Annotated in this window: 22 protein-coding genes; 4 read left to right on the top strand and 18 right to left on the bottom strand. The window is 73.1% G+C overall.

Translation table 11 applies throughout. From position 1 onward, the window contains the following. From OHA34_RS28715 to OHA34_RS28690, 6 genes are all read right to left on the bottom strand, one after another. On the bottom strand, nt 1-1,923 hold the full coding sequence (locus OHA34_RS28715) for an alpha/beta hydrolase family protein (RefSeq protein ID WP_329519472.1): 1,923 nt from the start codon (nt 1,921-1,923) through the stop codon (nt 1-3). Beyond that, on the bottom strand, nt 1,920-4,748 hold the full coding sequence (gene lanL / locus OHA34_RS28710) for a class IV lanthionine synthetase LanL (RefSeq protein WP_329519471.1): 2,829 nt from the start codon (nt 4,746-4,748) through the stop codon (nt 1,920-1,922). The genes OHA34_RS28715 and lanL overlap by 4 nt, the downstream gene beginning before the upstream one ends. A gap of 602 nt (nt 4,749-5,350) precedes the next feature. Then, nucleotides 5,351-7,399, bottom strand: coding sequence for a dynamin family protein (locus tag OHA34_RS28705; protein ID WP_329519470.1), 2,049 nt, complete (start codon nt 7,397-7,399; stop codon nt 5,351-5,353). Beyond that, the gene (locus tag OHA34_RS28700; protein WP_329519469.1) at nt 7,348-9,081 is read right to left on the bottom strand and encodes a GTPase domain-containing protein; all 1,734 of its coding nucleotides are present in this window, start codon (nt 9,079-9,081) and stop codon (nt 7,348-7,350) included. The genes OHA34_RS28705 and OHA34_RS28700 overlap by 52 nt, the downstream gene beginning before the upstream one ends. Before the next feature lie 130 nt (nt 9,082-9,211). Then, the gene (locus OHA34_RS28695) at nt 9,212-10,528 is read right to left on the bottom strand and encodes a serine/threonine-protein kinase (protein ID WP_285938309.1); all 1,317 of its coding nucleotides are present in this window, start codon (nt 10,526-10,528) and stop codon (nt 9,212-9,214) included. Between the two features lie 120 nt (nt 10,529-10,648). Then, nucleotides 10,649-11,032 carry an MmcQ/YjbR family DNA-binding protein gene (locus OHA34_RS28690; protein WP_285938310.1) on the bottom strand — a complete coding sequence of 128 codons (384 nt, stop codon included), beginning with the start codon at nt 11,030-11,032 and terminating at the stop codon, nt 10,649-10,651. A gap of 147 nt (nt 11,033-11,179) precedes the next feature. Between OHA34_RS28690 and OHA34_RS28685 the strand changes: the two genes are divergently transcribed. After that, a complete protein-coding gene (locus OHA34_RS28685; RefSeq protein ID WP_329519468.1) occupies nt 11,180-11,818 on the top strand; it encodes a hypothetical protein in 639 nt (212 codons plus the stop codon). Here the strand turns inward: OHA34_RS28685 and OHA34_RS28680 are convergent, their stop codons facing one another. Genes OHA34_RS28680 through OHA34_RS28630 form a run of 11 tightly spaced genes read right to left on the bottom strand, consistent with a single transcriptional unit; the run spans nt 11,819 to nt 21,276 of the window. Further along, a complete protein-coding gene (locus tag OHA34_RS28680) occupies nt 11,819-12,640 on the bottom strand; it encodes an HpcH/HpaI aldolase/citrate lyase family protein (RefSeq protein ID WP_285938313.1) in 822 nt (273 codons plus the stop codon). It abuts the gene before it with no gap. After that, nucleotides 12,637-13,791 carry an acyl-CoA dehydrogenase family protein gene (locus OHA34_RS28675; protein ID WP_285938314.1) on the bottom strand — a complete coding sequence of 385 codons (1,155 nt, stop codon included), beginning with the start codon at nt 13,789-13,791 and terminating at the stop codon, nt 12,637-12,639. The genes OHA34_RS28680 and OHA34_RS28675 overlap by 4 nt, the downstream gene beginning before the upstream one ends. Next, entirely contained in the window at nt 13,791-14,153 is a 363-nt protein-coding gene (locus OHA34_RS28670; protein WP_329519467.1) for a Zn-ribbon domain-containing OB-fold protein, read from the bottom strand. Before OHA34_RS28670 ends, OHA34_RS28675 begins: the two co-directional genes overlap by 1 nt. Beyond that, entirely contained in the window at nt 14,150-15,292 is a 1,143-nt protein-coding gene (locus OHA34_RS28665) for an acetyl-CoA acetyltransferase (protein ID WP_329519466.1), read from the bottom strand. The genes OHA34_RS28670 and OHA34_RS28665 overlap by 4 nt, the downstream gene beginning before the upstream one ends. Continuing rightward, nucleotides 15,289-15,735, bottom strand: a complete 447-nt coding sequence (locus tag OHA34_RS28660; protein ID WP_285938318.1) for a MaoC/PaaZ C-terminal domain-containing protein — start codon at nt 15,733-15,735, stop codon at nt 15,289-15,291. Before OHA34_RS28660 ends, OHA34_RS28665 begins: the two co-directional genes overlap by 4 nt. Then, the gene (locus tag OHA34_RS28655; RefSeq protein WP_285938319.1) at nt 15,732-16,223 is read right to left on the bottom strand and encodes an FAS1-like dehydratase domain-containing protein; all 492 of its coding nucleotides are present in this window, start codon (nt 16,221-16,223) and stop codon (nt 15,732-15,734) included. Before OHA34_RS28655 ends, OHA34_RS28660 begins: the two co-directional genes overlap by 4 nt. Next, nucleotides 16,220-17,254, bottom strand: coding sequence for a RidA family protein (locus tag OHA34_RS28650; RefSeq protein ID WP_329519465.1), 1,035 nt, complete (start codon nt 17,252-17,254; stop codon nt 16,220-16,222). The genes OHA34_RS28655 and OHA34_RS28650 overlap by 4 nt, the downstream gene beginning before the upstream one ends. Further along, a complete protein-coding gene (locus tag OHA34_RS28645) occupies nt 17,251-18,582 on the bottom strand; it encodes an MmgE/PrpD family protein (protein WP_329519464.1) in 1,332 nt (443 codons plus the stop codon). Before OHA34_RS28645 ends, OHA34_RS28650 begins: the two co-directional genes overlap by 4 nt. After that, nucleotides 18,579-19,787 (bottom strand): CaiB/BaiF CoA transferase family protein, encoded by a 1,209-nt coding sequence (locus OHA34_RS28640; protein ID WP_285938323.1) that lies wholly within the window; start codon nt 19,785-19,787, stop codon nt 18,579-18,581. Before OHA34_RS28640 ends, OHA34_RS28645 begins: the two co-directional genes overlap by 4 nt. Then, the gene (locus OHA34_RS28635) at nt 19,784-20,767 is read right to left on the bottom strand and encodes an LLM class flavin-dependent oxidoreductase (RefSeq protein ID WP_285938324.1); all 984 of its coding nucleotides are present in this window, start codon (nt 20,765-20,767) and stop codon (nt 19,784-19,786) included. The genes OHA34_RS28640 and OHA34_RS28635 overlap by 4 nt, the downstream gene beginning before the upstream one ends. After that, nucleotides 20,764-21,276, bottom strand: coding sequence for a MaoC family dehydratase (locus tag OHA34_RS28630; protein WP_285938627.1), 513 nt, complete (start codon nt 21,274-21,276; stop codon nt 20,764-20,766). The genes OHA34_RS28635 and OHA34_RS28630 overlap by 4 nt, the downstream gene beginning before the upstream one ends. Before the next feature lie 156 nt (nt 21,277-21,432). Between OHA34_RS28630 and OHA34_RS28625 the strand changes: the two genes are divergently transcribed. Further along, nucleotides 21,433-22,464 (top strand): nitrilase-related carbon-nitrogen hydrolase, encoded by a 1,032-nt coding sequence (locus OHA34_RS28625; RefSeq protein WP_329519463.1) that lies wholly within the window; start codon nt 21,433-21,435, stop codon nt 22,462-22,464. Nucleotides 22,465-22,500: 36 nt separating this feature from the next. Beyond that, nucleotides 22,501-22,953, top strand: coding sequence for a DUF3598 family protein (locus OHA34_RS28620; RefSeq protein WP_285938326.1), 453 nt, complete (start codon nt 22,501-22,503; stop codon nt 22,951-22,953). A gap of 70 nt (nt 22,954-23,023) precedes the next feature. On the opposite strand, the gene OHA34_RS28615 is transcribed toward OHA34_RS28620, so the two are convergent. Further along, nucleotides 23,024-23,767 carry a FadR/GntR family transcriptional regulator gene (locus OHA34_RS28615; protein WP_329519462.1) on the bottom strand — a complete coding sequence of 248 codons (744 nt, stop codon included), beginning with the start codon at nt 23,765-23,767 and terminating at the stop codon, nt 23,024-23,026. A gap of 131 nt (nt 23,768-23,898) precedes the next feature. Here OHA34_RS28615 and OHA34_RS28610 point away from each other — a divergent pair, with 131 nt between their 5' ends. Further along, nucleotides 23,899-25,398, top strand: coding sequence for a class I adenylate-forming enzyme family protein (locus tag OHA34_RS28610; protein WP_285938329.1), 1,500 nt, complete (start codon nt 23,899-23,901; stop codon nt 25,396-25,398). Nucleotides 25,399-25,403 lie beyond the last annotated feature (5 nt).

Raw genomic sequence — 25,403 nt, 5'->3', positions numbered from 1 at the left:
TCACCTCCCCTCCTGGCCGGTATGAAATCGGTGCCGCTCCCTGCCGAGGCAGAAGCGGACCACCGTTTCGCGGAGGACGTCCGGCCACGCCTGGACCACGGCCACGTGGTCGTCGTCGACTTCCACGTAGGCGAAGTCGGGGCCTTCGGTCCTGCCGAGTTCGAGGAGGCGCCGTCGCAGCGCCCGTGATTGCCCGACCGGGATGATCTGGTCGCGGGTTCCGTGCACCAGCAGCAGCGGCGCGGTGATCCGTCCGCACCCGTCCAGGACGTCGCGGCGCGGGCCCGTCCGGTCGTCGTGGCCGAGTCCGCTCAGCCGGGCCACGCGGTCCCTGACCGCCGCGTCCGCGCTCTGGTGCAGGCTCGGCGCCGAGGTGAAGGGCGCGAGCGCGACGCATCTCGACCAGAGGCCGGGATCGGCGCCGGCAGCCAGCAGCGCCAGGTACGCGCCGTAGCTGGCGCCGAGCAGGATGGGGCGGGGCTGCCCGCCGTCCCTGGTGGCGGTGATCGCGCGGGCGAGGTGGACGACGTCGTCGAGGTCCGGGCCGGCCCAGTCGCCGATGACGGGGCGCAGGTGCTCCATGCCGTAGCCGGTGCTGCCCCGGTAGTTCGGCGCCAGCACGGCGATGCCGGCCGCGGCCAGGTGTTGCAGCAGCGGGTCGAACTCGAACCGCCATGAGGAGAGGGGGCCGCCGTGCAGCGCCATCACCAGGTGGCGGGAGCGGCGCCAGTCAGGGCCGCCGTAGACGATCGCCTCGATGGTGCCCGCCGGTCCGGGCAGCTCGACGAGGTCGGCGCCTTTCCAGGCCGCCCGGTCGTCCACCGGATGCGGGCTCGTCGACCAGCGGTGACCGGCCACACCGCCGGTGGACGCGATGGAGGTGGACGCGGCGGCGCCGGCGGCGGCGGTGGTCGCGGCCGGGATGGCCGTGCCTGGGACGGTGGCCAGGGTGGGGGGCTGGTGCGGGGCGGAGAACCGGATGTGGATCGGCTCGCCCGTCCAGGACGCGGGTGGCCAGAGGGTGCCGGCCGGGCCGGGGATCGGCTCGACGCGGTCCTCGGCCGGGAGGTAGACCAGCAGGCGGGACGCGGCCCCGTGCACCTCGTGGATCAGCAGGCGGTGACCGCCCGCGTCGAAGGTGAGGGGGGTCCTCGGGTGCGGTGACCGGTTGAGGACGGTGGGGAACCGCACCGGACCCGCGCCGGATAACCGCAGGCCGATGCGTTCGGCGCCGGGCGCTCCGCTGGTCACCGCGAGGTGGTCCGTGCGGGGGCTGTAGGCCGCGATCCGGTCGTCGCTCGTGGCGGAGACCGACCAGGCTCGGCGCCAGCTCCGTTCCCGCAGGTCGACGACGATTCCGTTCGCGCGGTGCCCGCCCGCGGTGTGGTCGAGCGCGGTGTGGTCGAGCGCGAGCAGCCGCCCGCCGTCCAGCCAGACGCCGCCCGACAGCGTCCCCGGGACGCGCAGGACCGGTTCGAGGTGCGGACGCCTTCCCGAGAGCCGCCAGATCCGCGAATGGCGCGTGTCGTCGAGCGTGATGAGCAGCGTCGTCTGATCGGGGGACGGGCCGGCCAGCAGGTATCCGGTGAGCATCGGGGGCGTGGGGCAGGTGGCCCGGGTGGTGGTCGACGCGTCCGGCGACTCCGGCGGCTCCGCCAGGAGGATCTCGCCGCGGCCCGACGGGCCGTCCGGTGGCCGCATGAGCACGACGCGGCCGTCATCGAGGGGGATCGCGCAGGTGCGGCGGTCGATCGGGCCGGCGGCGACCGTCCGGCGGCTCGGCGCGGAGCGGGCTAAGTCCCAGCGCTCCAACGTGATCTCGTCCTGGCTGCCGCGCAGGCAGGTGGCCCAGCGGCCGTCGCCCGAGAAGGCGAAACCGAACCGGCTCGGGATGGGCGGGAGACCCGGCACGCACGCGGTCATGACGCGCGCGCCTGAGAGGCCGGGCCAAAGGCCGTCCGGACGGGCGGCGGGGCGTCGGCCGCCTGGGGGGACGGGCGGGTGTCGGCGTTCTGGAAGCGCGGGGTCCCGTCGGCCATCCACATCCGGGGGGACCGGTGCTGGAGGCGCAGCAGGAAGCCGAGGACGCCGGCGACGCCGTCCCCCCACGACACCGCCGGTGCGCCCTGCTCGCCGGGGAACACCAGGTGCCCGTCCCGGTACGCGCGGTTGGCGATGATGACGCGGGCCAGCCGCCACGCGGCGGCCTCGTGCCGGTCGCGGTCGCCCGCCGCGGCCATGTCGAGCAGGAGGTCGCCGTTGCCCGAGAGCCCGTGGCACTGGCCGAGCACCCCGCGCCAGGCGTTCTCGACGACGGCCTGGGCAGACAGGTCGGCGACGCGTGCGAACCGTTCGTCGCCGGTGGCCTGGTGCAGCCTGACCAGGAAGCCCGCGATGCCGGCCGCGCCGTGGCACCAGTACGGCGCCGTCGGCTGGTCACCGGTCCCGGCCCCCCACTTGGCCTCGCGCTCGGTGATGAACGCCTGGTCGAGCAGCGTGTCGCCGACGCGGACGGCCAGCTCCAGGCAGTCGGCGCGGCCGGCCGCCTCGCCGCAGGCGAGCAGGAAGTAGCCGACGCCCGCGATGCCGTGCGCGAAGCCGTGGTAGCGCTTGCCCGCCAGCTTGGACTCGTACTCGGCGGGCGTGGCCCAGCCGATGGCGCCGGACCGCTCGTCGGCGGACGCGATGAGCGCGTCGGCGGAGGCGGCGGCGCGGTCGGCGTAGGCCGTGTCGCCGGTGCGCGTCCACAGGTGCAGGGCGGTGAGGCCGATGCCGGCCGTCCCGTGGGTCACGTCGGGGTTGGGCACCGACACCGGGAGCGCGTCTCCCACCGCGAGTGCCTTGGCGGCCAGCGCGTCGTCGCCGATGGCCCGGCCCGCGTCCAGCATCGACCACGCGGTGCCCGCCGTGCCGAAGTACAGCCCGGACGGCCGGGTCATGCCCTGGTCGAGCTGCCGCGCGATCCACCGTCCGGCGGTGCCGATGACGTCGGGGACGCGCGGGTCGCCGGTGAGCTCGAAGCATCGGACGAGCGCGCCCAGCGGTCCGGCGGCGCCGTGCTGGAGGCTGCACGGGTCGGGCGCCCCGTGCGCGCAGGAGACGGGCCAGAGGCGCTCGGCGGAGTCCGGGGTCATCGACGCGATCAGGTGGCCGGTGATGCCCTCGACGGCCCGCCGGACCTGGTCGCGTGTCTCGTCCGAGGGGACGCCGTCCCGGCGCGCGCGGGGGACGGAGCGTCCGGGCACGTGGACCGGCGGGGTCAGCAACTGCTCGCGTGCCTGGGACGGGGTCCAGCGCCGCTCCGGCTCCTCGGCCATCAGCCCGAGGAACATCCGGCTGAGGCCGGGCGGCAGGTCGAGGCCGACCGAGCGGGCCGCCAGCCATTCGGTGAGCCGCTCCGACATCGGCCGGGCGGCCGGCAGGTCGTCCACGAAATAGGGTGGAGAGCCGGTGAACAGATAGCAGAGGGACGCGCCGAGGCTGTAATAGTCCGCGGATATCGAAGTCGGTGATCCAGCCAATTGTTCGGGGGCGCCGTATCCGGGGGTGCCCACGCGAGCGGGCGGCCCGTCCTCGGGCTCATCGACGCTCACCGCGAATTCGAGGTCGATCAGGATGGGCCGGCCGTCGGGGCGCACGATGACGTTCCCGGGGCTGAAGTCCCGGAGGACGAGCCCGGCCCGATGCGCGGTGCTCACGAGGTCGACCAGCCGCGCGGCCATTTCGAACGCGCGTGGAAGATGCCCGCCCCAGCCGGTCTCGCCGATCAGATCGGGCACCCATTGGTGCAGGGATTTCCCGGGAATCATCTCTTCGGCGAGAAAAAGGTGGCCGCCCTGCGGGAACAGCAGGACCGGGCGGGGCGCCACGCCGAGGTGCCTGAGCGCCTCCAGCGCCCGTGCCTCCCCGCGGAGGCGATCTCGGGTGTCCTTTCCCGCCTCGTCTCCGGCCACATGGGGGCGCGCCTCCTTGATCACCACCAGGTCGCCGGACGTGACGTCCAGCGCCCGGTACACGCCCCCCTTGTTCAGATAGCGGATCGCCTCCTTGACCCGGAACCGGTCGCCCAGCATCACCCCGCCGGACCCGCCGGACGGCTTCGCCGCACGGCCCATTCCGTTGTCGGGAAACGGGCAGACCGCCCAGGAAGGTGCCGCGTACGTGCCGTTCCTCCGGTCTTCTACGGGATTTCCGTCCGGGTCGAGGATCATCCACGCGTAGAATCCGTCGTTGGTCATCCTGCGCTCTTCGACGAACGCGCCATAGCGGTAGTGGACGAGACTCTCGGGCGCGTAAGGCCGATCCGAAAGGATGCGGGGGCCGGGCAGGCCGGCCGTCGCATCGTGGAGTTCAGCCGCGAGGCGGACCGCCTCGGCGTCGCTCTCCGGGTAGATCGTGATGAACTTCCCCGAGTGGCCGCGGGAGGTGTTGCGCGCGTTCAGCAGCTTGACGTAGTCGAGGGTGCAGGCGAACTTGAATCCCGATCCGGACGCCAGCAGCACCTTCAGCGACCGGGCGAGGACCTCTTCCGCCGAAGCCGCGGTCGCGGAGACGTGCAGCTTCCATCCCTGCGGGTGCCGGACGGAGCCGGCCGGGCTGACATAACACCACAGGCCACTCCGGCCCGATTCCCATTCGGCGTTTCCGTGCGGCGATTCGAGCGCGCGCTCCAGCACGTCGACCAGGCTGGTGTCATCGATATCACCGGCCGGTGCCGACCCGAAGACACTGAAATTAAAGTCCGCCATTAGAGCTCCCCCGCCGCCGATTCTTCTGGCGGCCCCACCGATGTCACATTCGACGATCTTGTGGCGGCTTTCCGCTCTCGCGGATCGCGATCACGCCGCCGAGATCACGATTAGTTCTTTGACCGACGACACAATAAGCACGAATCCGGGGCGGGCGCCAGACCCATGTTTCCCATCAAACCCGTGGGAAAAATAGGGAGCACAATCAAAAAGACCGCGTATGCCATAAAAGGCGAGCTTTGCCCGTATTTGACAGCAGATGAACCCGGACCATCCACCAATTGGATCGACGATGGCCATCCGCGGGCAGGTCACCGCACCCCGACGACCCTGCGGTGCGCCATCGATATTCGATCTCCGAATGGACCACCGGTCCGCCGGCGGAGCCGATGCGCCGGAATTAAACGGTGTTATTCAAGGAAAACGGGTGCGGTGCCGGAACTCGCACGAGACGCGTGGTCAGTGCCGCTACTCCGGATTCTCATGGTGTGTCGTCGTCCATCTGGTGTTGATCCGGTTCTGTAAAGGACTGGGTTCACTGGCCGCCGGGTAGCAGTTTCTTACCCGGGAGACCAGTGCCGGGGACCGGTGCCGGGGGCCGGTCAGCGCAGCCCGTCGAGCACTTCCTTGACCAGGACGCCCACCGAGTTCTCGATCTCACCAAGGGACTCCTCCCATTCGGCCAGCGCACGTCCATGGCGTTCGGCCTCGGCACGACCGGCCCGGAGCCTCTCGATCACCTTCTCGGCGTCGTCGATGGTCTCGTGGATGGAGCGGTTCAGCTCGCCGCCCAGAGTCTCGATCTGCGCGCGCAGGGAGTCGGCGTAGCGCTCGGCGTACCGGAGGGCGATCTCGTTGGCCGCGCGGCGCAGCTCCTCGCGGTACTCGCGGGCGGCGTTCGTCCGCACCTGGCGGCGGCGGAGCCGCCCGGTGACGATCGGGACCCCGACCGCGGCCAGGGCCAGCGCGACCGGGCCGGCGACCATCGCCGTCGCCAGCCCGGCCCAGACCAGCCCGGCCGCGACGCCGCTCGTGGCGAGGACGATCGAGCCGCTGCCCGCCATGCTCGTGGCCGAGAGTCCGGGCACGACGGGCTGGGGGGTGAGCGCGCTCCATCCGGTGATGAGCCCGTCGAGATGGCCGGGCTCCGGGCGGGCGTCCGCCGCCTCGTCCGCCCCGAGCAGGGCGGTGCGCAGGCCGGCGAGCTGCCCCTCATAGTCGCGGAGCAGCGGGGGCAGGCTGTTCTCCAGCATCTCCTGCCGCGTGGCCAGGGAGCCGGCCAGCCCCTTCGGGTCGATGCCGAAGAGGTACAGCTCGCGCTGCAACCGCTGGTCGAGGAAGTCGTCGACGCGCTGGACCTCGGCCCGCCAGCGTTCGCCGCGGTTACGCGGCACCGAGGCCGGCGAGGGCTTCTTCGGCAGGTCGGCGAGCCAGTCGGCCTCGACGTCGGGCAGCACCTTGAGGATATGGTTCTCCACCTCGGTCGCGACGAAGCGCTCGGTCTCCTCCACCCACGCCGACAGGGCGGTCTCGATGCGGGCCACGGTCAGTTCGAGGCTCTGCTTGGTCTCCTTCTTCCGGTCCAGGTCCAGTTGCAGGTCCTCGGCCGAACGCAGCAGCAGGCCGCGGCGGCGGGCGCCGCGCTGCCGCAGTTCCAGCACCTCCCGGCGCAGCACCTCGGCGGGCCTCAGGATCTTGATGCGGGACCGCTCCGCCACGCAGAACTGCGCCAGCGCGTCATAGAGCCTGGTCACCTCGTCCCCGGCGGGCGTGGACCCGGCGGCCGGGTCGGTGATCGCGTCCAGCGCGTCCAGGGCGCTGGTGAAGAAGATCCGCTCGGGCCGGTCGGTGTAGTCGGCCACGATCCCGGCGCACCGCTTCCGGACGCCCTCGCGGTCGCTGTCCTTGCGGATCAGGTCGAACTGGTTGACCACGAAGAAGATGTCGGAGTGGCCGAGCGTCCGCAGCAGGTTCAGGTACTGCTCCTGGTCGTGCTTCTTGAACGCGCCCTTGGCGGTGGTGACGAAGACGATCGCGTCCACCTTGGGCAGGAAGTCCAGCGTGATCGCCTCGCGCGCGACGCTCTCGTTGGTGCCGGCCGAGTCGATCAGCTCGACGGAACTGGCCAGCAGCGGGAACGGCCAGTAGACGACGCCGTACAGGTAGGGCGAGCGGGCGTCGTTCTGCCCGTCGTACAGGTCCAGCTCGACCTGCCGGGTGAACTCGTCGACGCTGACCGTCTCGGGGTGCCCGTTCTGCTCCCGGAACAGCTCGGCGCCAGGGGTGTCGCCCCACCGCAGCATCGTGGTGAACGCGGTGGTCGGGTTCTCCTTGGTGGGGAGCAGCTCCTTGCCGAGCATCGCGTTGATCAAGGTGCTCTTGCCGCTGCTGAAGTCGCCGAAGACCATGATCCGGAAGGTCTCCCGGGCCAGCGACTCCGAGGCGTGCCCGAGCCGGTCGTACCGGTCGCCGCGTTCGCCCCGGCCGGCGCCGCCCTCATCGCCCGCGCCCTCGCCCCCGACCCCGAGGCCGTCGCCGTCGTCGCCGTATGCGCGTTCCAGGTCGCGGGCGATCTCGCGGGTCCGGTAGAAGAGCTCGATCAGCCGGGCTCGCCAGCGCGTCCAGTCCTCGAACCTGCCGGTGGGTTCCATGGCTCCCCGTCCTCGTCGTCGTGGGCCGTCCGGTCGGCGGCCTTCGTGATCTCCGCGCGCAGGTGCCGGGCCTCGGCGCGCAGCCGGCGCCAGTCGGCGGCCTCCCGCTCGGGCCGGTCCCAGACCGCCAGCCGGGCGGCCCACCAGGCGTCGAGGCGCTCTTCCCCCGCCTCCATCAGCCGTTCGTACAGGTCCCCGATCCGGTCGTCGCCGCGCCGGACGGACTCGGCGACGTAGCCGGCCAGCACCAGCCGGGCCGCGTCCCGGACCGCCGAACGCTGCCGCTCGATCAGCCGTCCCCCCACCCTCGGCTGGACCACGTCCCCCAGCAACCGCGGTAGCGGAAGCGCATCGGCCGGGACGACCGCGCCGAACAGCAGCTCGGTCAGCAGCGCCCCCGCCTCGCCGGCGAGGCCGCCGAGGGTGTCGATCGTCGCGGCGGAGAACACCCGCATCCGCCCCGCCGCCTCGGCGAACGCGCCGGAACCGTCGGCGAGCGCGGGGTCGCCGGCCGCGGCCGGGCCGGTGACCTCCAGGTGCGGGCGCGGGCCCGCGATGGCGTCCAGCTCGGCCGCGACCCGCAGGACGTCCCGGCGGAACGCCGCGCCGATGATCGACTCGTCCTCGTCGATCCGGCCGGTCATCCGGGAGTGCAGCTCACCCGCCAGCTCATCCAGCCAGAGCGCCTTCGGATCGGTGTGCTCGGCGACCCGCTGCTCGACCTCGTCGAGGATCTCCGTTTGCAGGGCGGAGACCCGCGCGACGACCTGCGCGCGGAGGCGGTCGCGTTCCGCCGACACCTCCAGCCGGACGACCGACCAGCGGGCGAGGGAGGCCCGGTGTTCGAGATCGCCGGTGCGGCGCGCCTCCCCCGTCCCGCCGGGAGCCAGCGCCTCGTCGGCCAGCGCCTCCAGCTCATCGCAGACGGTGGACAGCGCCGCCGAGATCCGCCGGTCACGCGTTCTCCGCCGCCCGGACGCCGCCCCGAGATCGGTGAGGCGGGCCCGCAGGGCGTCCAGGTTGCCGGGCCATCGCGGCCGGACGAGGTCACCGCCCGGCCCGGCGAACACCTCGACGGTCCCGCCTGCAGCCTCCGCGATGCGGCGGTAGCGCTCCATGACCGCGTCGCGGTCGCCGGTCACCTCGTCCAGCATCGTCACCACCAGCAGCACGGTGCCGCCGGGCTGCGCGGCCAGCCGGGCGAGCAGGCCGCGCTCTTGCAGGTCGGCTCCACCGACGGCGCGCACCGTCAGGACCACCGCGTCGGCGCCGAGCGCGGCCGACACCGCCTCGGCCGCCTCGCGCCCGTCGTCGCCCCACAGGCCGGGGGTGTCGACGAGTTCGAGCCCCGCCTCGCGCAGCCAGGAGTTGTCGAGCGAGGCGGACCCGTCCGGCTCCCGTCCCGAGCGGGCAGCCCGGACCGCGCGCGGCACCGCGGCCGGCGCCTCGTCCAGCGCGTACGAGCCGGCGAGCTGGTTGATCAGATGTGTCCTGCCGGTGCCGAACCCGCCCACCACGCAGGCGCGGACGCCGTCCGGGCCGCGGTCGGCGCGCACCGCCCCGAGACCGGCCACCAGCCGGCCGAACCCGTGGTCCATGGCGAGCGCGATGACCTGGGCGCAGCGCCGGTCCCACCCGTCCTCCCGCGGGTCGTCGGCTCGCGGGTCGTCTTCGTCGATCATGCTCCCCCTCAAGGCCGTCACAGCTTTCCTGCAATGTCCGCAATGCCACAGGATTGCTGCTCTGCGGCGAGAGTGATGCTCGCTCTAGGACGTCGCGCGCCGGCCCCCGGTTCGACCGGAGCCGTCCGCGTCAGCGGGGGGCGAAGCGCCGGTGGATCAGCGTGGCCACGATGCCCGCGACCTTGACGGACACCTCGACGTCGCCGACCGTCCAGGTGGTGGTCGTGTCGTCGGTCGCGCCCAGCTCGTTCAGGGCGGCGACCGGCAGCATCTCCCGGTCTCCGACCTCGGGGATGAACGTCACCATGTACAGCTCGTCGCGGTCGTTGAAGCCGTACTGGGCGTCCATCACCAGGCCGCAGAACGACTCCGGTCCGAGACCGGTCAGCCACCACTCGCCGTTGCGCTTGGCGGCCTTGGGGAACCGGGCGGTGAACTGGGCGACCGTCGCGCCCCATTCAAGGCCGTTCCAGCCCTTCTCGATCCGGCCCCGGGTCGTGTCGGGGACGTCGGCGGCCGTCCGGTCCGGTGCGGGGCGGCGGCGCGCCCCGAACAGCCGGGCGAGCCCCCTGCGCTGCGGGGGCGGCGCCTCGGCGGCGGTGACCATGGCGGACACCGGCTGCGGCAGCCAATCGCCGGGCGGGTCGTCTTCGGCGCATTCGCGCAGCACCTCGGCCACCGCCGGACGTCCCGCGGGATCCTTGGCCAGGCAGGCCGCCACCAGGTCGCGCATCTCACCCGGCACCCCGGAGAGGTCGGGGTCCTCGTGGACGATCCGGTACAGCACCGCGGTCGGGTGGTCGGCGCCGAACGGGGCGGCGCCGGTCGCCGCGAAGGCCAGCACCGATCCCAGCGAGAACACGTCGCTGGCCGGGCCGATGCCCCGGACGCCGCGCGCCTGCTCGGGCGACATGTAGGACGGGGTGCCGATGACGGCCCCGGTCGACGTCCCGGAAAGGCCCTCCAGCGCGCGGGCGATCCCGAAATCGATCACCCGCGGCCCGTCGGCGGCGAGGATCACGTTGCCCGGCTTCAGATCGCGGTGCACCAGGTCGGAGTCGTGGATGGCCGCGAGCCCCTCGGCCAGACCCGCGCCGAGGACCCGTACCGCCACCGGCGGCAGCGGGCCGTGTTCGGTGATCGCCTCCCCCAGCGACGGGCCCGGTACGTACGCGGTGACCAGCCAGGGCCGCTGCGCGTGCGGATCGGCGTCGACGACCTGGGCGGTGAAGAACCCGCCGACCCGCCGCGCCGCCTCCACCTCGGCGGCGAACCTCCGCCGGAACGCCGGGTCGGCTCCGTACTCGGGGCGCACCAGCTTGACCGCGACCGGCCGTCCGCCCGCGGACCGGCCGAGGAACACCTGCCCCATGCCCCCGACGCCCAGCCGCCCGAGCAGCCGGTACCCCCGTACGCTCTCCGGATCACCAGGCTGAAGAGGATCCATCACCGCACCCCATCGTCGACCAGCACCGTCCCGACCGGATCATTCCAGACAAGGGCCACGGAAGGGGCCGGACCTCGGGGTCACGATTTGAACAGGAACAGGGGGTTCAGCGCGCCGCCGCTAGGGATGCGGGGCGGCCGGTCCGGCCGGCGGGTCGTCGAGGAGCCTGGTGAGGCGCTTGGGGGCGATCAGGCGGTAGCTGTCCTCGATGAGCTCGGCCAGCTCGTCCCAGTCGTGGTCGGCGTCGAGGCGGGCGCCGACCCAGCCCTTGGGGCCGACGTAGGCGGGGACGAAGAAGCGCTCGGGGGACGACCCGACCAGGGCCTCCTGGACACCGGGGCCCGCCTTGAAGGTGATCGAACGGCCGTCCTCGACGCTCATGACGAAGAGCTTGTCGCGGACGCGGTAGGACGGGGCGGTGTGGCCGCCGAAGGGCTTCTCGGTCGCCTCCGGCAGGGACAGGCAGATCTCCCGCAGCCGGAGCGTCGCGTCCTGATCGGTCATGGGCGTCACCTCCATGTCCAGCCTAAGCGGCAGGTCGGACAGGCCGTAGGGCGGCGCTGCCGGAGGCACCACCACCCGGAGGGCTGGCCCCGGCGGGCCGGTCCTCGTCGGTTGGCTCATCGGCGCCGCGACGCGAATACTGTGCGGATGATCAGTGATTCCACCCCCAGCCCCTGGGAACTCACCTGGGCCGATGTCGATCCGGCCCGTCACCCGTTCGCGGTGGAGCGCGTCGCCGCCACCATCGACGGGGTACCGGCGGGCAGAGCGGACGACGAAACGCGGGCCCTGGTCCGCCGGTTCGGGCGTTGGGCCTGCGCCTGGGACTGGACCCGGGGGTTCAGCGGCGGGCCGGTGACTTCCTGGTGCTGCACTTCCCACCGGCCCCAGGGGATGACCCACGCCGAGATGGTCGAGGCCGCGCTGGTCGATTGGCGGACCTGGCTGGAGACCCTGGCCGCCCGATTCGACGCGCTGGCGCTTCCGGCCGGTTCGCCCCGGGAGCGTTCGGCGGCGTGGGAGCGCGCGGTCACGACCCTGGTGACGGACGTCGTCGAGCGGACTGGGGCCGCGGACGCCTGGTACGTGCACTGCGAACAGGTGCTCGCGTGGTTCCTCACCCACCAGGGCGTCCCGAAGGACCGGCGCGCCGCCCTCCTCACCAAGGCGATCGGCGGCCGTTTCAGTAGCTGGGTCGGCCCCGATCCGGAACTCGTCACCGACCTTGGCCGGCGCATCGCCGCCGCGGCGCAGCAGGCGACCCGGGACCGCGGCACGTCGACGTGATCAGTGGGCCAGGAGGCGGCGGGCGGCGCGGATGACGGCCTCGTCCACCATCCGGCCGTCGTCGCCGACGAAGACGCCGGACCCCGCAGCGAGTCCGGTCTCGTACCTGGCCAGCAGCGCGCGGGCCCGGTCGAGCTCGGCGGGGGTGGGGGTGAAGACCTCGGCGACCACCGCGAGCTGCGCCGGGTGGATGCAGGCGCGGCCGTGGAAGCCGAGCCGCTTGAGCCGGAGCGTGGTGGCCCGGAACGCCTCCAGATCGCGGAACTCGGTGGAGACCGGGCCGATGGGCGGTTCCAGGCCGGCCGCGGCGCCGGCCGCGACGACCTGCGAGCGGGCCCAGAGCAGCTCCGACTCGTCCGGGCCGGGGGTGACGCCGAGGTCGGCGGTCAGGTCGGCCTCACCGAGCTGGAGCCGGACGACGCGGGGCGCGCGGGCGATCGCGGGGGCGGCCAGGACGGCGGCGGCCGACTCCAGCAGCGGGACGACCGGCAGGCCGTCCGCGCCGGCGGCGGTGAGGACGGCGTCGAGGGCGTCCAGCTCGGCGGCGCTCTCGGTCTTGGCGACGCAGAGGCCGTCCAGCCCGGGTCCGGCGATCTCGCGGACGTCGGCGTGGCCGGGCTCGCCGGGGTTGATCCGGACGGAGACGAACGGGCGCCGCGCGGGCAGGGTGCGCAGCCAGGCCGCGACGTCGCGGCGGGTCCGCTCCTTCGCGGCGACCGGCACCGCGTCCTCCAGATCGACGATCAGCTCGTCGGCGGTGCCGCCGAGCGCCTTGGCGAGCAGGTCCGGGCGGTCGCCGGGGACGTAGAGGGCGGTTCTCAACCGATCGTCTCCTTGCCGGAGGTCAGCGCCTTGGCGATGACGGTGCGCATGATGTCGTTGGTGCCCTCGCCGATGCTCATCAGCGGCGCGTCCCGGTAGAGCCGCTCGACGACGAACTCCTTGGAGTAGCCGTAGCCGCCGTGCACCTGCATCGAGGTGAGCGCGCACTCGATCGCGGCCTCGCTGGCGAAGGTCTTGGCCATGCCGGCCTGCATGTCGATCCGGTTGCCGGCATCGGCCTGCGACGCGGCCCAGTAGACCAGCAGCCGGGACGCCTGGACCTTGATGGCCATCTCGGCGAGCTTGAGCTGGATCGCCTGGAAGTCGTGGATCGGGTGGCCGAACGCCTCGCGCTGCGCGGCGTACTTCAGCGCCTCGTCGTAGGCGGCCTGGGCGATGCCGAGGGAGCGAGCGGCGATGTTGATCCGGCCGGTCTCCAGGCCCGACAGCACCTGCTGGAGGCCGCGGCCCTCGGTGCCGCCGAGCAGGTTCGCCGCGGGCACCCGGACGCCGTCGAAGACGATCTCGCAGGACTCGGTGCCCTTGTAGCCGAGCTTCGGCAGGTCGCGCAGCACCTCGAAGCCGTCCTCGACGAGCAGCACGGACATGCCGCGGTGCGCGGGCGAGGCGGCCGGGTCGGTCTTGACCAGCACCGGCAGCATGCCGGCGTGCCGGGCGTTGGTGATCCAGGTCTTGCGGCCGTCGATGACGTAGTGGTCGCCGTCGCGGCGCGCGGTGGTGGTGATGCCCTGGAGGTCGGTGCCGGCGCCCGGCTCGGTCAGGCCGATGCCGGTGCGGCGGCGCCCGGCGGCGAGGTCGGGCAGGAAGCGGCGCTTCTGCTCCTCGGTGCCGTGCCTGGCGATCGTCCAGCAGGCCAGCGAGTGGCTGCCGAGGATGCCCGCGATGCCCATCCAGCCCTTGGAGATCTCCTCGAAGACCAGGGCGAACGACACCATGTCGACACCGAGGCCGCCGTACTCCTCGGGCACGGTGAGCCCGAACAGGCCGAGGTCCTTCATCGTCTCGACGATCTCGGTCGGGTACCGGTCGGTGGCCTCCCACTCCTGGGCGACGGGCCGGATCTCGCGGTCGACGAAGTCGCGCAGGGTGTCGCGGAAGAGCCGCTGCTCGTCGTTCAGCTCGAAGTCCATCAGGCGTCCTTTTCGAAAACGGGGAGGTGCCGGCCGTCCGGCAGTGGCCGCCAGCCGACCCGCACCGGCTCGTCGCAGGCCCACGGCCCGGGTCCGGTGAGGTGGGTGAGCAGGATCGGGCCCTCGGCGAGCCGGACCCGAGCCAGGACGTAGGGCGCCTGGAAGGCGGGCGAGGGGGCTCGGTGCACGACGGTGAAGGAGTCGACGGTGCCGTGCCCGGACACCTCGGTGAACTCCAGGTCGGTGCCGCCGCAGCCGGTGCACAGCTCGCGCGGGTAGTGCTGCGCGTGGCCGCAGGCCCGGCACCGCTGGACGGTGAGCCGGCGGTCCGCGGTGGCCGCCCACCACTCGTCTTCGATCATCGGTCCGCTCCCAGCAGGACGGTGGCGTGGCTGGACAGGATGCCGCCGGTGCCGTGGGCGAGCGCGATCTCGGCGTCCGGCACCTGCCGGTCGCCGGACTCGCCGCGGAGCTGCCGGACCGCCTCGACGAGCAGCAGCAGCCCGTACTGGCCGGGGTGGCAGTACGACAGGCCGCCGCCGTTGGTGTTGAGCGGGAAGTCGCCGCCGGGCCGGATCCGGCCGCCGGCGACGAACCCGGCGGCCTCGCCGGGCGCGCAGAAGCCGAGGCCCTCCAGGGTCAGCAGGACGGTGATGGTGAACGAGTCGTAGACCTCGGCGACGTCCACGTCGGACGGCTCCAGCCCGGCCATCGCGAACGCGCGCCGTCCCGAGTCGAACGAGCCGGGCCGCAGCAGGTCGTCCGCGCCGGTCATGCTGGTGTTGGTGGTCGACTCGCCGTAGCCGAGCACGACGACTGGCTGCCTGCGCAGGTCGCGAGCGCGTTCCAGCGAGGTCAGCACCACGGCGCCGCCGCCGTCGGTGACCAGGCAGCAGTCGGCGGTGGTCAGCGGCGAGGAGATCATCGGCGCGGCGAGCACGTCGGCGGCGGTCAGCGGCCCGGCGCCGTACCGGAACGCCTTGGGGTTGAGCAGCGCCCACTCCCGCGCGGCCACGGCGATCTCGGCGAGCTGCTCGCGCCCGGCGCCGTAGGCGTGCAGGTACCGCTGCGCGGCCATCGCGTAGTAGGAGATCGGGAACAGCGGCCCGTACGGCGCCTCGAAGATCGCCTCGGGGGTGTGCGCCTCGCCGGCGCCGCCGAGCGAGCGGGACCGCGCGGACCGCTGGTCGGACCCGAAGGTGATCAGCACGGTGGAGCACTGGCCGGCGTCGATCGCCTGCGCGGCGCGGGCGACGAACATCTCGAACGCCGACCCGCCGGCGAAGGTCGAGTCGGTCCAGGACGGCTGGATGCCCAGGTAGTCGGCCATCTGGGTGGCCGAGAACCGGGACACGCCGGTGGTGGCGATGCCGTCGACCGCGCCGAGCGCGATCCCGGCGTCGTCCAGCGCGCGGGTGATCGCCTGGGCTTGGAGCCCGAGGATGGACGCGCCGGTCACGCCGAGGTCGGATTCGGCGGCGCCGACGATGGCGACGGTCACGGCGCGGCCTCACCGGACGCGACCGTGCCGGACGCGACCGTGCCCAGCTCGACCTCGGTGGTGGCCGGGGCGACGGCGACGCGGCCGTCCTCGACGACCTCGACCCGCTGGTCGACGGTGATCAGGCCGCCGTCCACCGCCGTGACGGTGCCGGAGCAGCGCACGGTCTCGCCCGCGAACACCAGGTTCGTGAACCGGAAGCTCAGCCGGCGCAGCCGCGCGGACGGGCCCAGCCAGTCCTGCACCTGCTCGGCGAGCAGCGCGCCGAAGACCTGGCCGTCCACGACCGGGGCGGGCAGCTTGCGCGGCTCCAGGTAGGCGGGGTCGTAGTGCAGCCGGTGCCAGTCCCAGGTCGCGCCCGCGTAGGCGACCATGTCGGCGAGCTCGATGCGGCGGACCAGCTCGGGCAGCGCGTCCCCCGCCCGCACCGCGGCGGCCGTCATGCGATCTCCACGTAGATCAGGGTCTCCTCGTTGGTGGCGAGCGGCTCGCCGCGCTGGTCGGCGTAGGCGGCGGTGGAGGTGACGATCAGCATCGCCAGGCCCTTGGCGTTCACCCGCTCGGTGATGTCGGTGATCCGCCAGGTCGCGGTGATCACGTCGCCGGGCCGGACCGGCCGGTGGAACGCGTAGGCGTTGCCGCCGCGCACCAGCCGGGTGCCGGGCACGTCCAGGTGCCACATGTGCCCGGCGAACCCGTCGCCGTCCCGGGGCAGCCCGGTGTACTGGTTGGTCTCGAAGATCAGCGTGGGCGGCGCGATCACCCCGTCGTGGCCGTGCTCGCGCGCGTACGCCTCGTCGGTGTAGAGCGGGTTGGCGTCGCCGACCGCCTCGGCGAAGTAGCGGATCGAGGCGCGGCCGAGCTCCTCGGGCGCGGTGTAGACGACCTCGCGGCCGACCAGCGCGCGCATCTCGTCGGTCAGCAGGCTCACGGGAACACCGCCGTCGGGACGACCTCGATCATGAAGTCCGGGCGGAGCAGCGCCGTGCAGACCACCGCGGAGATCGCCGGGGTGTCGCCGAAGTACCTGCGCCGGATCTCGGCCACCTCGGCGTACCGCTCCACGGCGGCGGGGGTGATGTACTCCACCAGCCGGGTCACGCAGCCGTAGGGCGGACGGTCGCCGAGGCCCGCCTCGCGGAGCGTCGCGGCGATGGCGGCGTAGGTGTACTCGGCCTGGGCGAGCAGGTCGCCGTCGAAGATGCCCTTCTGGGTGGCCGGTTCGAGCGCGCCGAAGCCCGACATGAACAGGGTGTCGCCCGCCGCGACGCCCGGCTTGTAGGTGAGGGTGTCGTACCGCTTCCAGCCCGGGTTGACGGTGCGGAGCGGCATGGTCGAGGCGATCGCGTCGAGCGAGACCATCGCGCCCGGCATCACCGGCTGGTCGACGATGATGCCCGCCGCGCCGGGGAAGACGCCGTCCTCGCTGCCGAGCAGCTCCTTGCGCGGGCGCCCGCAGCGCGGGTACTCGGCGCGGGTCGCGCTCGCGGTGTAGTCGGTGGTCTGGACGAGCGCGCCGAGCCCGAGCCCGGCGGCCTTGAGCAGCTCGCCGGCCTGCTCCAGGCACTGGCGGTACTGGGAGCGGAAGTCACCGCCGCGCGGGTGGATGCTCGGCAGGTAGACGATGCCGCCGGCGACGCGGAGGGCGCCACGGTGCATGCCCTCGTCCGGCGCCGCCTCGATCAGCTCGCCGCCGCCGGGGTAGGCGGTCAGCTCGACCGCGAGGTCCTCGCCGCCGGGCAGCGCCTCCACCGCGACGGTCGCGACCGGCGCCCGGTGCCCGCCGATCGCGGCGCTGCGGGCCGCCTCGACGTCGCCGTAGGCGCCGAGCGCGGCGGCGGTCGCATACTCGACGACGTGCACGATGTCGCCCGCGGTCGCGCCGGCGGCCGTCAGCCCCGCGACGGCCTTCTCGTACGCGCCGCCGATGGTCCCCGCGTAAGCGGGCAGGCGAACAGTCACGCTTCCTCCAATGCGGTCAGCAGCGGCCGGACCGACGCCAGGTCGGGCAGGCCGAGGATCAGGTCCACACGCTCGGCGGAGCCGAGGTTGGCGAGCGCCTTGCCGCGGACGGTCCCCTCGATGTCGGGGTCGTCCGGGCCGCCGCCGCTGCGCGGCACCTCGGCGACGAGCTCCTCGCCATCGCGGGTGACGGCGCGCAGGCGGCCGGGCTGGTCGGCGGCGGCGCCGCCGAAGTCGACGACCCGGGTGCGGATCCGGGACGCGAGGTCGAGCACCTCGGGCCGGTCGATCACGGCGTAGGTCGCCGCGGTCACCTCGCCGTCGATGATCATGGCGGCGACGCTCCATGGCAGGCTGAACTTGGCGTCGTAGGCGGTCCGGGGGCGTTCCTTGCCCTCGGCGCAGACGATGGACGCGGCGTCGGGGTGCACCTCGGCGGTGACGCTCGCGACGGCGGCGCCGTGCAGCCCGCGGGCGGCGTCGAGCTGGGCGTGCATGAGCTGGCAGGCCGGGTAGGGCTTGACGGTGATCCGGGTCAGCTCCCACCGCTCGCCGAGCCCGGCGAGCACCGCGGCCGGCTCGATCCGGCGGTCCAGCAGCGCGCCGTACAGGCCGTACCGGCCCTCGATCACGGTGTCCGGGCCGGTCGCGCCGAACCCCGCGAGGGTCGCGGCGAGCACGCCGCCGCGCGCGGCGAAGCCGGGGTGGAGCTGCTTGGTGGACGCGCCGGTGTTGAGGAACTCCAGCAGCCCGCCCGCCTGGCTGCCCGCGATGCCGAGCGCGTCGGTGGTCTGGTCGAGCGTCAGCCCGCGCATCCGCGCCGAGGTCAGCGCGGCGGCGACGACGCCGCACACCGAGGTGGCGTGCAGGCCGCGCGCGTGGAAGCCGTGCGGCGCGGCGGCGCCGAGCCGGCAGAGCGTCTCCAGGCCGGCCACGACGCCGAGCAGCAGGTCGGCGCCGCCGAGGCCGAGCGCCTCGGCCTCGGCCAGCGCGACCGGCAGGACGGGCGCGGACGCGTGGACGAGGCCGCCCGCGTGCGTGTCGTCGAAGTCGAGCGCGTGCGTGAGGACCCCGTTGGCGAACGCGGCCTCGGCGCGGGAGACGCGTCCGGTGCCGGGCGCCTGGCCGAGGATGGTCGCCTCGGGGGTGCCGCCGAGCGCCCGCGCCGTCCGCACCGCCGGGTCCGCCGCGCCGCTCCGCGCGGCGGCGACCGCGCAGCCGAGCGCGTCGAGCACGTGCCGGGTGGCGGCGCGGCGCACGTCCCCGGGCACGTCGCCCAGGCGGAGGCCGAGGGCCCAGGCGGCCAGGTCGCGGGCGGCGGGGCTCATGCCCGCGCCTCCGGGCCGAAGGCGCCCGCGGCGGTGAGCTCGGCGACCCGCTCCTCGGTGAGGCCCAGCACCTCGGCGGTGACGTGCGCGAGGTCCTCGCCGCGCTGCGGCGCGCGGCGGTAGGCGGGCGGCTCGGCGCCGACGCGGACCGGCGAGGCCAGGTTCCGCAGCGTGCCGTAGCGCGGGTGCTCGGTCTCCACGACCAGGTCGCGGGCCAGGGTGTGGGCCTCGGTGAGCGCGGCGGCCACGTCGTTGATCGGCCCGCACGGGATGGACGCGGCGTACAGCGGCTCCAGCCATTCGGCGACCGTGCGGGTCGCGAACAGCGGCTCCAGCTCGCCGAGCAGCGCGGCGGCGTTGCGCTGCCGGTCGGCGAACGTCGCGAAGCGCGGGTCGTCCGCCAGGTCGGACCGGTCCAGCACGACCGTGAGGCGCTGCCAGAACTTCTCCTTGGCGCAACCGACGACCAGCCAGCCGTCCCTGGCGCGGAAGTTCTGGAACGGCACCAGCGACGGGTGCGCGGAGTGCCGCGTCCGGGCCGGGGTGAACCCGGCGTTGAGGTGCCAGACGCCCGGGTAGGTCAGCATCGAGATCGCCGTGTCGTACAGCGAGACGTCGCAGTCCATCCCGACGCCGTCGCGGCGGGCGGCGTGCAGCCCGGACAGCAGCGCGAGCACCGCGACGTACCCGCCGGAGTAGTCGACCAGCGAGAGGCCGGACTTGGCGGGCGGGCCGTCGGGCTCGCCGGTCAGGTCCATCCAGCCGGCCAGGCCCTGGAGGATGTAGTCGTAGCCGGGCTCCTTGGAGCGCGGCCCGGTCATCCCGAAGCCGGTCAGCGAGCAGCACACGATCCGCGGGTTGAGGTGCTTGAGGTCGTCGTAGGTGATGCCGAGCTTGGCCGGGACGTCGCCGCGCAGGTTGGAGTAGACCGCGTCGGACACGCCGACCAGCTCCTCGAACACCGCCCGGCCCGCGGGGGTGGTCAGGTCCAGCGACACCGACCGCTTGTTGCGGTTGAAGGCCTCGTGGAACAGCGAGTCCTCGTCCTGCGCGTACGGGGGGACGTAGCGCCCGACGTCGCCGCCGGTCCGCGGGTCCTCGATCTTGATGATCTCGGCGCCGAGGTCGGCCAGGTGCAGCGAGCCGAACGGCCCGGCGCCGTACTGCTCGAGCGAGACGATGCGCACGTCCTCCAGCGGCCTCATGTGAGCTCCTTGATCAGGTCGATGATCCGCCGCTGCGCGATCCGGATCTCCCCGGGCGCGAGCCCGTGGGTGGGGGGCGTGAGCTTGATCGTGGTCGCGTGCCCGGCGTACCCGGCGACGCGCTCGGCGACCTGCGCGGCGGTGCCGGTGAGGGTGAGCGCGTCGACCATCCGGTCGGGGACGGCGGCGGCCAGGTGGTCGGCGCCGGTGCCGGCCCGGAACGCCTCGATCACCGTGTCCTGCTCGGCGGACAGGTCGTGGAAGGCGAAGAAGTCGGCGTAGGTGCGGACCGAGGCGTAGAACCCGGCCAGCCCCGCCGCCCGGCCGCGCGCGGCGGCCGGATCGTCGTCGATCGAGCAGGCCGCCGACACGACCGCGTCGACGCCGGGCCGCAGCAGCGGGAGCGCGCGCTCGCGCAGCCACGCGGGCGAGCACAGCTCGTGCGAGATCCAGCCGTCCGCGATCTCCCCGGCGAGCTCGGTCATCACCGGGCCCATCCCGGCCAGGTAGATCGGGAACGGCACCGCCGGGAACGGCCGCTGGTAGCCGCGGACGCGCAGGCTCTCCAGCTCGCCCTCCACCACCATCGGCTCGCCGGACCCGGCGTTGGCGGCGAAGTGCCGGATGATCCGCACGGTCTCGCGCAGCCGCGCGACCGGACGCTCCCAGTGCACGCCGTGCCAGTCCTGGTTGAGCCGCTTCACGCCGGTGCCGAGGCCGAGCACGAACCGTCCGCCGGACAGTTCGGCGAGGTCGAGCGCCTCCAGCGCGGTGGTCATCGGGCTGCGGGTGAAGGCGAGCGCGATGGCCGTGCCGACCTGGGCCCGGGAGGTGCCCGCCGCGACCGCCGCCGCCGAGATCGTGGCGCTGCGGTGCAGCTCGGGCAGCCAGAGCGCCTCGGCCCCGGCGTCCTCGGCGGCCCGTCCGGCGGCGACCAGCTCGTCCAGCGTCTCGCCCCACGGGCCGTAGGTGATCCTCATGCCGTCAGCGGCCCGGTCTTGGCCGTCGGGAAGTAGTTCTTGTCGTTGGGCGCGTCGCGCTTGTAGACCATGACGGTGCGGACCCACGAGACGACCTCGTCGCCGTCCTGGTTGAGCCCGCGGGTCCGCGCGGTGATGATCCCGGCGTAGGGCCGCGAGCCGGACTCGCGCATGTCGGTGATCAGCGACTCGGCGTAGAGCGTGTCGCCGACGAACACCGGGTGGGTGAGCTTGATGTCGGTCCAGCCGAGGTTGAGCAGCGCGGTCTGGCTGATGTCGATCACCGACAGGCCGAGCACCAGCGCCACCGTCAGTCCCGAGTTCACGATGACCTTGCCGGTCGGCGAGCGGCCGGCGAAGTCGGCGTTGAAGTGGTTCTGGTTGGTGTTCAGGGTCAGCAGGGTGAACCAGGTGTTGTCGGTCTCGCCGATCGTCCGGCCGAACGGGTGCTGGAACACGTCGCCGACGGCGAACTCCTCGTAGTACCGGCCGATCTGGGCCTCATGCACGGTCAACCTGTACCTCCTCGGTGCAGCCCCTGTTCGGGAGCTACCCCGAACTTAAAGGTCAGACTTTTAACTCGTCAAGAGGTGACCGCTCTTGCGCCCGGATCTCAGTTCCGCTTAGCGTAACGCTGTTCCATCTAAACAGGGAGGTAGCGGGACGTGAATCAGACTCCGGCCCCGGCCGTGACCGCGTACCGGGCGCTCGCGCTGCAAACGCGGACCGAGGCCGTCAACGGCCTGGCCCCCGGCGACGCCCGGACGGCGATGGCCGCCTCCATCACCCGGATCGGCGCCCAGATGGCCGCCGCGCAGCGCTGGGTGGGCTCGGACCTGCGGCTGGTCGTGCTGCCCGAGTACGTCCTGACCGGCTTCCCGATGGGCGAGCCCCTCGAGCGCTGGCGCGACATGGCCGCGCTCGCGCCGGACGGCCCCGAGTACGAGGCGCTGAGCACCATCGCGTCCGACCTGGGACTCCACGTCTCGGGCAACGCCTACGAGTCCGACCCGAACTTCCCCGAGCTGTACTTCCAGGCGTCCTTCGTGATCGACCCGAGCGGCGAGGTGGTGCTCCGCTACCGGCGGCTGCACTCGCTGTACTCGCCCTCGCCCTACGACGTGTGGGACCGCTACCTGGAGATCTACGGGATGGACGCGGTGCTGCCCGTCGCCCGGACCGAGATCGGCAACCTGGCCTGCATCGCGTCCGAGGAGATCCTCTACCCCGAGCTGGCCCGCGCCCTCGCGCTGCGCGGCGCCGAGGTGTTCTGCCACTCCACCTCGGAGATCAGCAGCCCGGCGCTGACGCCGAAGGAGATCGGCCGGCGCGCCCGCGCCATCGAGAACCTCGCCTACGTCGTCTCGGCCAACAGCGGCGGCCTGCACGGCATCCCGATCCCCGGCGACTCCACCTCCGGCGGTTCCAAGGTGCTCGACTTCGAGGGCCGGGTGCTGGCCGAGGCCGCCGGCGGCGAGAGCATCGTCGCGTCCGCCGAGCTCGACCTCACCGCGCTGCGCCGCTACCGCGCCCGTCCGGGCATGGGCAACCTGCTGTCGCGGGTCAAGCCCGGACTGTGGGCCGGCGAGTACGGCCGGCACGACATCGAGCGGCCGAACGGCCTGGCCGGCCGGGCGCCCGAGCGGGCCTGGTTCGCCCGCCGGCAGCAGGAGTCGATCGGCCGCCTCCCCCACTGACCCCCCGCTCCACCAGCCGTAACGAAGGGAAACCCGATGGGAACGTTCCGCGAGGACATGCCGCTGCTGGCCCGGCACGAGGGCGAGTGGAAGGGCACCTACACCTACGTCGACGCCGAGGGCACGGTCACCGATCACCACGACTCGGTGCTGACCTGCTCGCTGCCCGAGGACGGCGAGTACGAGTACCACCAGGTCAACAACTACACCTGGGCCGACGGGCGCACCGAGCAGCGGGTCTTCCCCGGCAAGTACCAGGGGAACGGGCACTGCGCCTTCGACACCGAGCGGCTGCGCGGCGAGTTCTGGGAGCTGGACGACCAGGTCATGTACCTGAACTGGATCTACAAGGAGGAGGGCACCGACCTGCGGCTCTTCGAGCTGATCGTGCTCAGCGAGGACGGCCGCAACCGCAGCCGGGTCTGGCAGTGGATCAAGAACGGGGTGTGCTACCAGCGGACCCTGATCAACGAGGTCAAGGTCGGCTGAACGGCCCCGCGGCCCCCTCACCCCTCGCGCTCCCCCGGGCCGGCCCCCGCCCTGGCCCGGGGCTCGGCGCTCAGGCGTCCGGCTGGGTGGTCCGGTCGATGGTGGTGTAGGTCTCGCGCAGGTTCTCCAGGTGGGCGTGGCACGCCTCGCGGGCGCCCACCTGGTCGCCGGCCTCGATCCGGGACAGGATCTCGCGGTGGTCGTGGTCGACCCCGTACCAGAAGCGGGACGGCGCGTTCTCGCGCAGGAACCGCTCGTTGAGCACCCGGAACACCGGCTGGGTGACCACTTCGAGGAACGGGTTGCGGGCCATCTTGAGCAGCACCGTGTGGAAGTGCCGGTTCGGCGCGAAGATCTCGGTGGGGTCGCGCGTGCTGGGGTCGAACAGCGAGCCCCGCAGCTCGGCCCGGTCGGCCTCGTCGGCCCGCGCCGCGGCCAGCCCGGCCGCCGGCACCTCCAGCATCTCCCTGATCTCCAGGAGCTGGTCGACGGTGATCTGCGTGTCGATCGCGAGCAGGTTGAGGCTGGTCACCAGGTACTCGGTGATCTGGTCGGGCTGCGGGTAGGCGACGAAGCTGCCGCCCGCCACCCCCCGGGTGGTGGTGATCAGGTTCTGGCTGGCCAGCAGCCGCAGCGCCTCGCGGACCGTGCTGCGGCTGACGCCGTGCTCGGCCGACAGATCGGGCTCGACCGGCAGCCGGTCGCCGGGACGGTAGTCACCGGCGAGGATGCGCGCGCGCAGGCTCGCCGCGATCTCCGCGTAGGCGGGCACCGGGGTGGGGGGCCGCTCGGATCCAGCTTTCTCGACAGTCATCCCGAGCATCGTACGGTAAAGGTCAGACTTTCTCGATTTCAGGCATTGACGCGCCGACCGGACACCCGACATGCTGCTCGAATACGCACATCGGAACTCGATTCCAGATTACGGAACACGGAGGTGGTGTCGTGGCACTGCTCCCGGGCGGCGCGGCGCTCTCGATGGCCGGAGGCGTGCGCGAGTTCGCCTCGGCGACACCGTCCAGGCCCGCCGTCATCGACGGCGACCGCAGCCTGACCTACCGCGCCCTCGACGACCGCGCGAGCCGGCTCGCGCAGACCCTGCTCGCCGCCGGGCTGCGGCCGGGCGACCGGGTCGCGGTCCAGCTCGGCAACCGGCTGGAGTTCCCCGAGATCATCTGCGCAGCGGCCAAGGCCGGGCTGGTGCTGGTGCCGATCGGGACCCGGCTGACCGGTGCCGAGACCGCCTACATCCTGGAGCACTCGGGCGCCCGCGCCTTCGTGTCCGACGGCGAGCCGCCCGTCCCCGTCGACCTTGTGCTCACCATCGGCGGGACCGGCGTCGCCTCGTACGAGAAGGCCCTGGACTCGGCGTCCGGCGCCGACCCGCTGGTCCCGGTCGACGAGAACGACCCGTGCTGCCTCTACTACACCTCCGGCACCACCGGTAGGCCCAAGGGCGTCCTCAGCAGCCACCGCGCGCGGACGCTGATGTGCTACCTGTCGGCGATGGAGTGGGGCCTCGGCGCCCGCCGCACCAGCCTGGCCGTGGCGCCGATGTACCACGGCGCCGGGATGGTCTTCGACTACGCCCCGGTCGTCGCCGGCGGCACCGTGGTGATGCTGCCCAAGTGGGACCCCGAGCACCTGCTCGTCCTCGCCGAACGGCACCGGGCCCAGTCGGCGTTCCTCGTCCCGACGCACGCGCAGACGCTCCGCGCGCTCGGCGACGAGCCCCGCCGCCGGTACGACCTGTCCAGCCTCGACACCCTCTACTTCAACGCCGCCGCGCTGCCCGCCGTCCTGAAGGACTGGGTCGCGGGCGCCTTCCCGGACGCCGGGGTGCACGAGCTGTACGGCTCGACCGAGGCGGGTGTGGTGACCAACTGCCGTCCCGCCGACGCCGACCGCACCGGCTCGGTGGGCCTGCCCTGGTACATGACCGAGGTCCGGGTCGTCGACGACGAGGGCCGCCCGGTCGCGGCGGGCGAGCGCGGCGAGCTGTTCAGCCGCTCCCCGTTCCTGATGAACGGCTACCTCGGCGACGACGCGGCGACCGCCGCCTGCACGACCGAGGACGGCTTCCTCACCAGCGGCGACATCGTCGTCCGGGACGAGGACGGGTTCATCTACGTGGTGGACCGCAAGAAGGACATGATCATTTCCGGCGGGGTGAACATCGCCCCGCGCGAGGTCGAGGACGTCATCAACGCCTTCCCCGGCGTCGCCGACACCGCGGTCGTCGGGGCGCCCGACGAGCAGTGGGGCGAGCGCGTCGCCGCGTACGTCGTGGCCCTGCCCGGCGCGACCGTCGACCCCGCCGCCCTGGACGCGCACTGCCGCGAGCGGCTGTCCGGCCCCAAGGTGCCGCGCAGCGTGGAGTTCCTCCCGGTCCTCCCGCGCAACGCCTCCGGCAAGGTGCTCAAGCGCGAGCTCCGCGACCGCTAGCCCGC

The organism is Spirillospora sp. NBC_01491 (genome assembly GCF_036227065.1).
In the GTDB taxonomy this organism is placed as follows: Bacteria; Actinomycetota; Actinomycetes; order Streptosporangiales; family Streptosporangiaceae; genus Spirillospora; species Spirillospora xylanilytica.
This window is presented reverse-complemented; position numbering and strand designations above follow the sequence as displayed.

Excerpts from the sequence above, each read along its gene's own strand:
- OHA34_RS28715 (WP_329519472.1), bottom strand. The coding sequence starts at position 1,923 with ATGACCGCGTGCGTGCCGGGTCTCCCGCCCATCCCGAGCCGGTTCGGT.
- lanL (WP_329519471.1), bottom strand. The coding sequence starts at position 4,748 with ATGGCGGACTTTAATTTCAGTGTCTTCGGGTCGGCACCGGCCGGTGAT.
- OHA34_RS28705 (WP_329519470.1), bottom strand. The coding sequence starts at position 7,399 with ATGGAACCCACCGGCAGGTTCGAGGACTGGACGCGCTGGCGAGCCCGG.
- OHA34_RS28700 (WP_329519469.1), bottom strand. The coding sequence starts at position 9,081 with ATGATCGACGAAGACGACCCGCGAGCCGACGACCCGCGGGAGGACGGG.
- OHA34_RS28695 (WP_285938309.1), bottom strand. The coding sequence starts at position 10,528 with ATGGATCCTCTTCAGCCTGGTGATCCGGAGAGCGTACGGGGGTACCGG.
- OHA34_RS28690 (WP_285938310.1), bottom strand. The coding sequence starts at position 11,032 with ATGACCGATCAGGACGCGACGCTCCGGCTGCGGGAGATCTGCCTGTCC.
- OHA34_RS28685 (WP_329519468.1), top strand. The coding sequence starts at position 11,180 with ATGATCAGTGATTCCACCCCCAGCCCCTGGGAACTCACCTGGGCCGAT.
- OHA34_RS28675 (WP_285938314.1), bottom strand. The coding sequence starts at position 13,791 with ATGGACTTCGAGCTGAACGACGAGCAGCGGCTCTTCCGCGACACCCTG.
- OHA34_RS28670 (WP_329519467.1), bottom strand. The coding sequence starts at position 14,153 with ATGATCGAAGACGAGTGGTGGGCGGCCACCGCGGACCGCCGGCTCACC.
- OHA34_RS28660 (WP_285938318.1), bottom strand. The coding sequence starts at position 15,735 with ATGACGGCCGCCGCGGTGCGGGCGGGGGACGCGCTGCCCGAGCTGGTC.
- OHA34_RS28645 (WP_329519464.1), bottom strand. The coding sequence starts at position 18,582 with ATGAGCCCCGCCGCCCGCGACCTGGCCGCCTGGGCCCTCGGCCTCCGC.
- OHA34_RS28640 (WP_285938323.1), bottom strand. The coding sequence starts at position 19,787 with ATGAGGCCGCTGGAGGACGTGCGCATCGTCTCGCTCGAGCAGTACGGC.
- OHA34_RS28635 (WP_285938324.1), bottom strand. The coding sequence starts at position 20,767 with ATGAGGATCACCTACGGCCCGTGGGGCGAGACGCTGGACGAGCTGGTC.
- OHA34_RS28620 (WP_285938326.1), top strand. The coding sequence starts at position 22,501 with ATGGGAACGTTCCGCGAGGACATGCCGCTGCTGGCCCGGCACGAGGGC.
- OHA34_RS28615 (WP_329519462.1), bottom strand. The coding sequence starts at position 23,767 with ATGACTGTCGAGAAAGCTGGATCCGAGCGGCCCCCCACCCCGGTGCCC.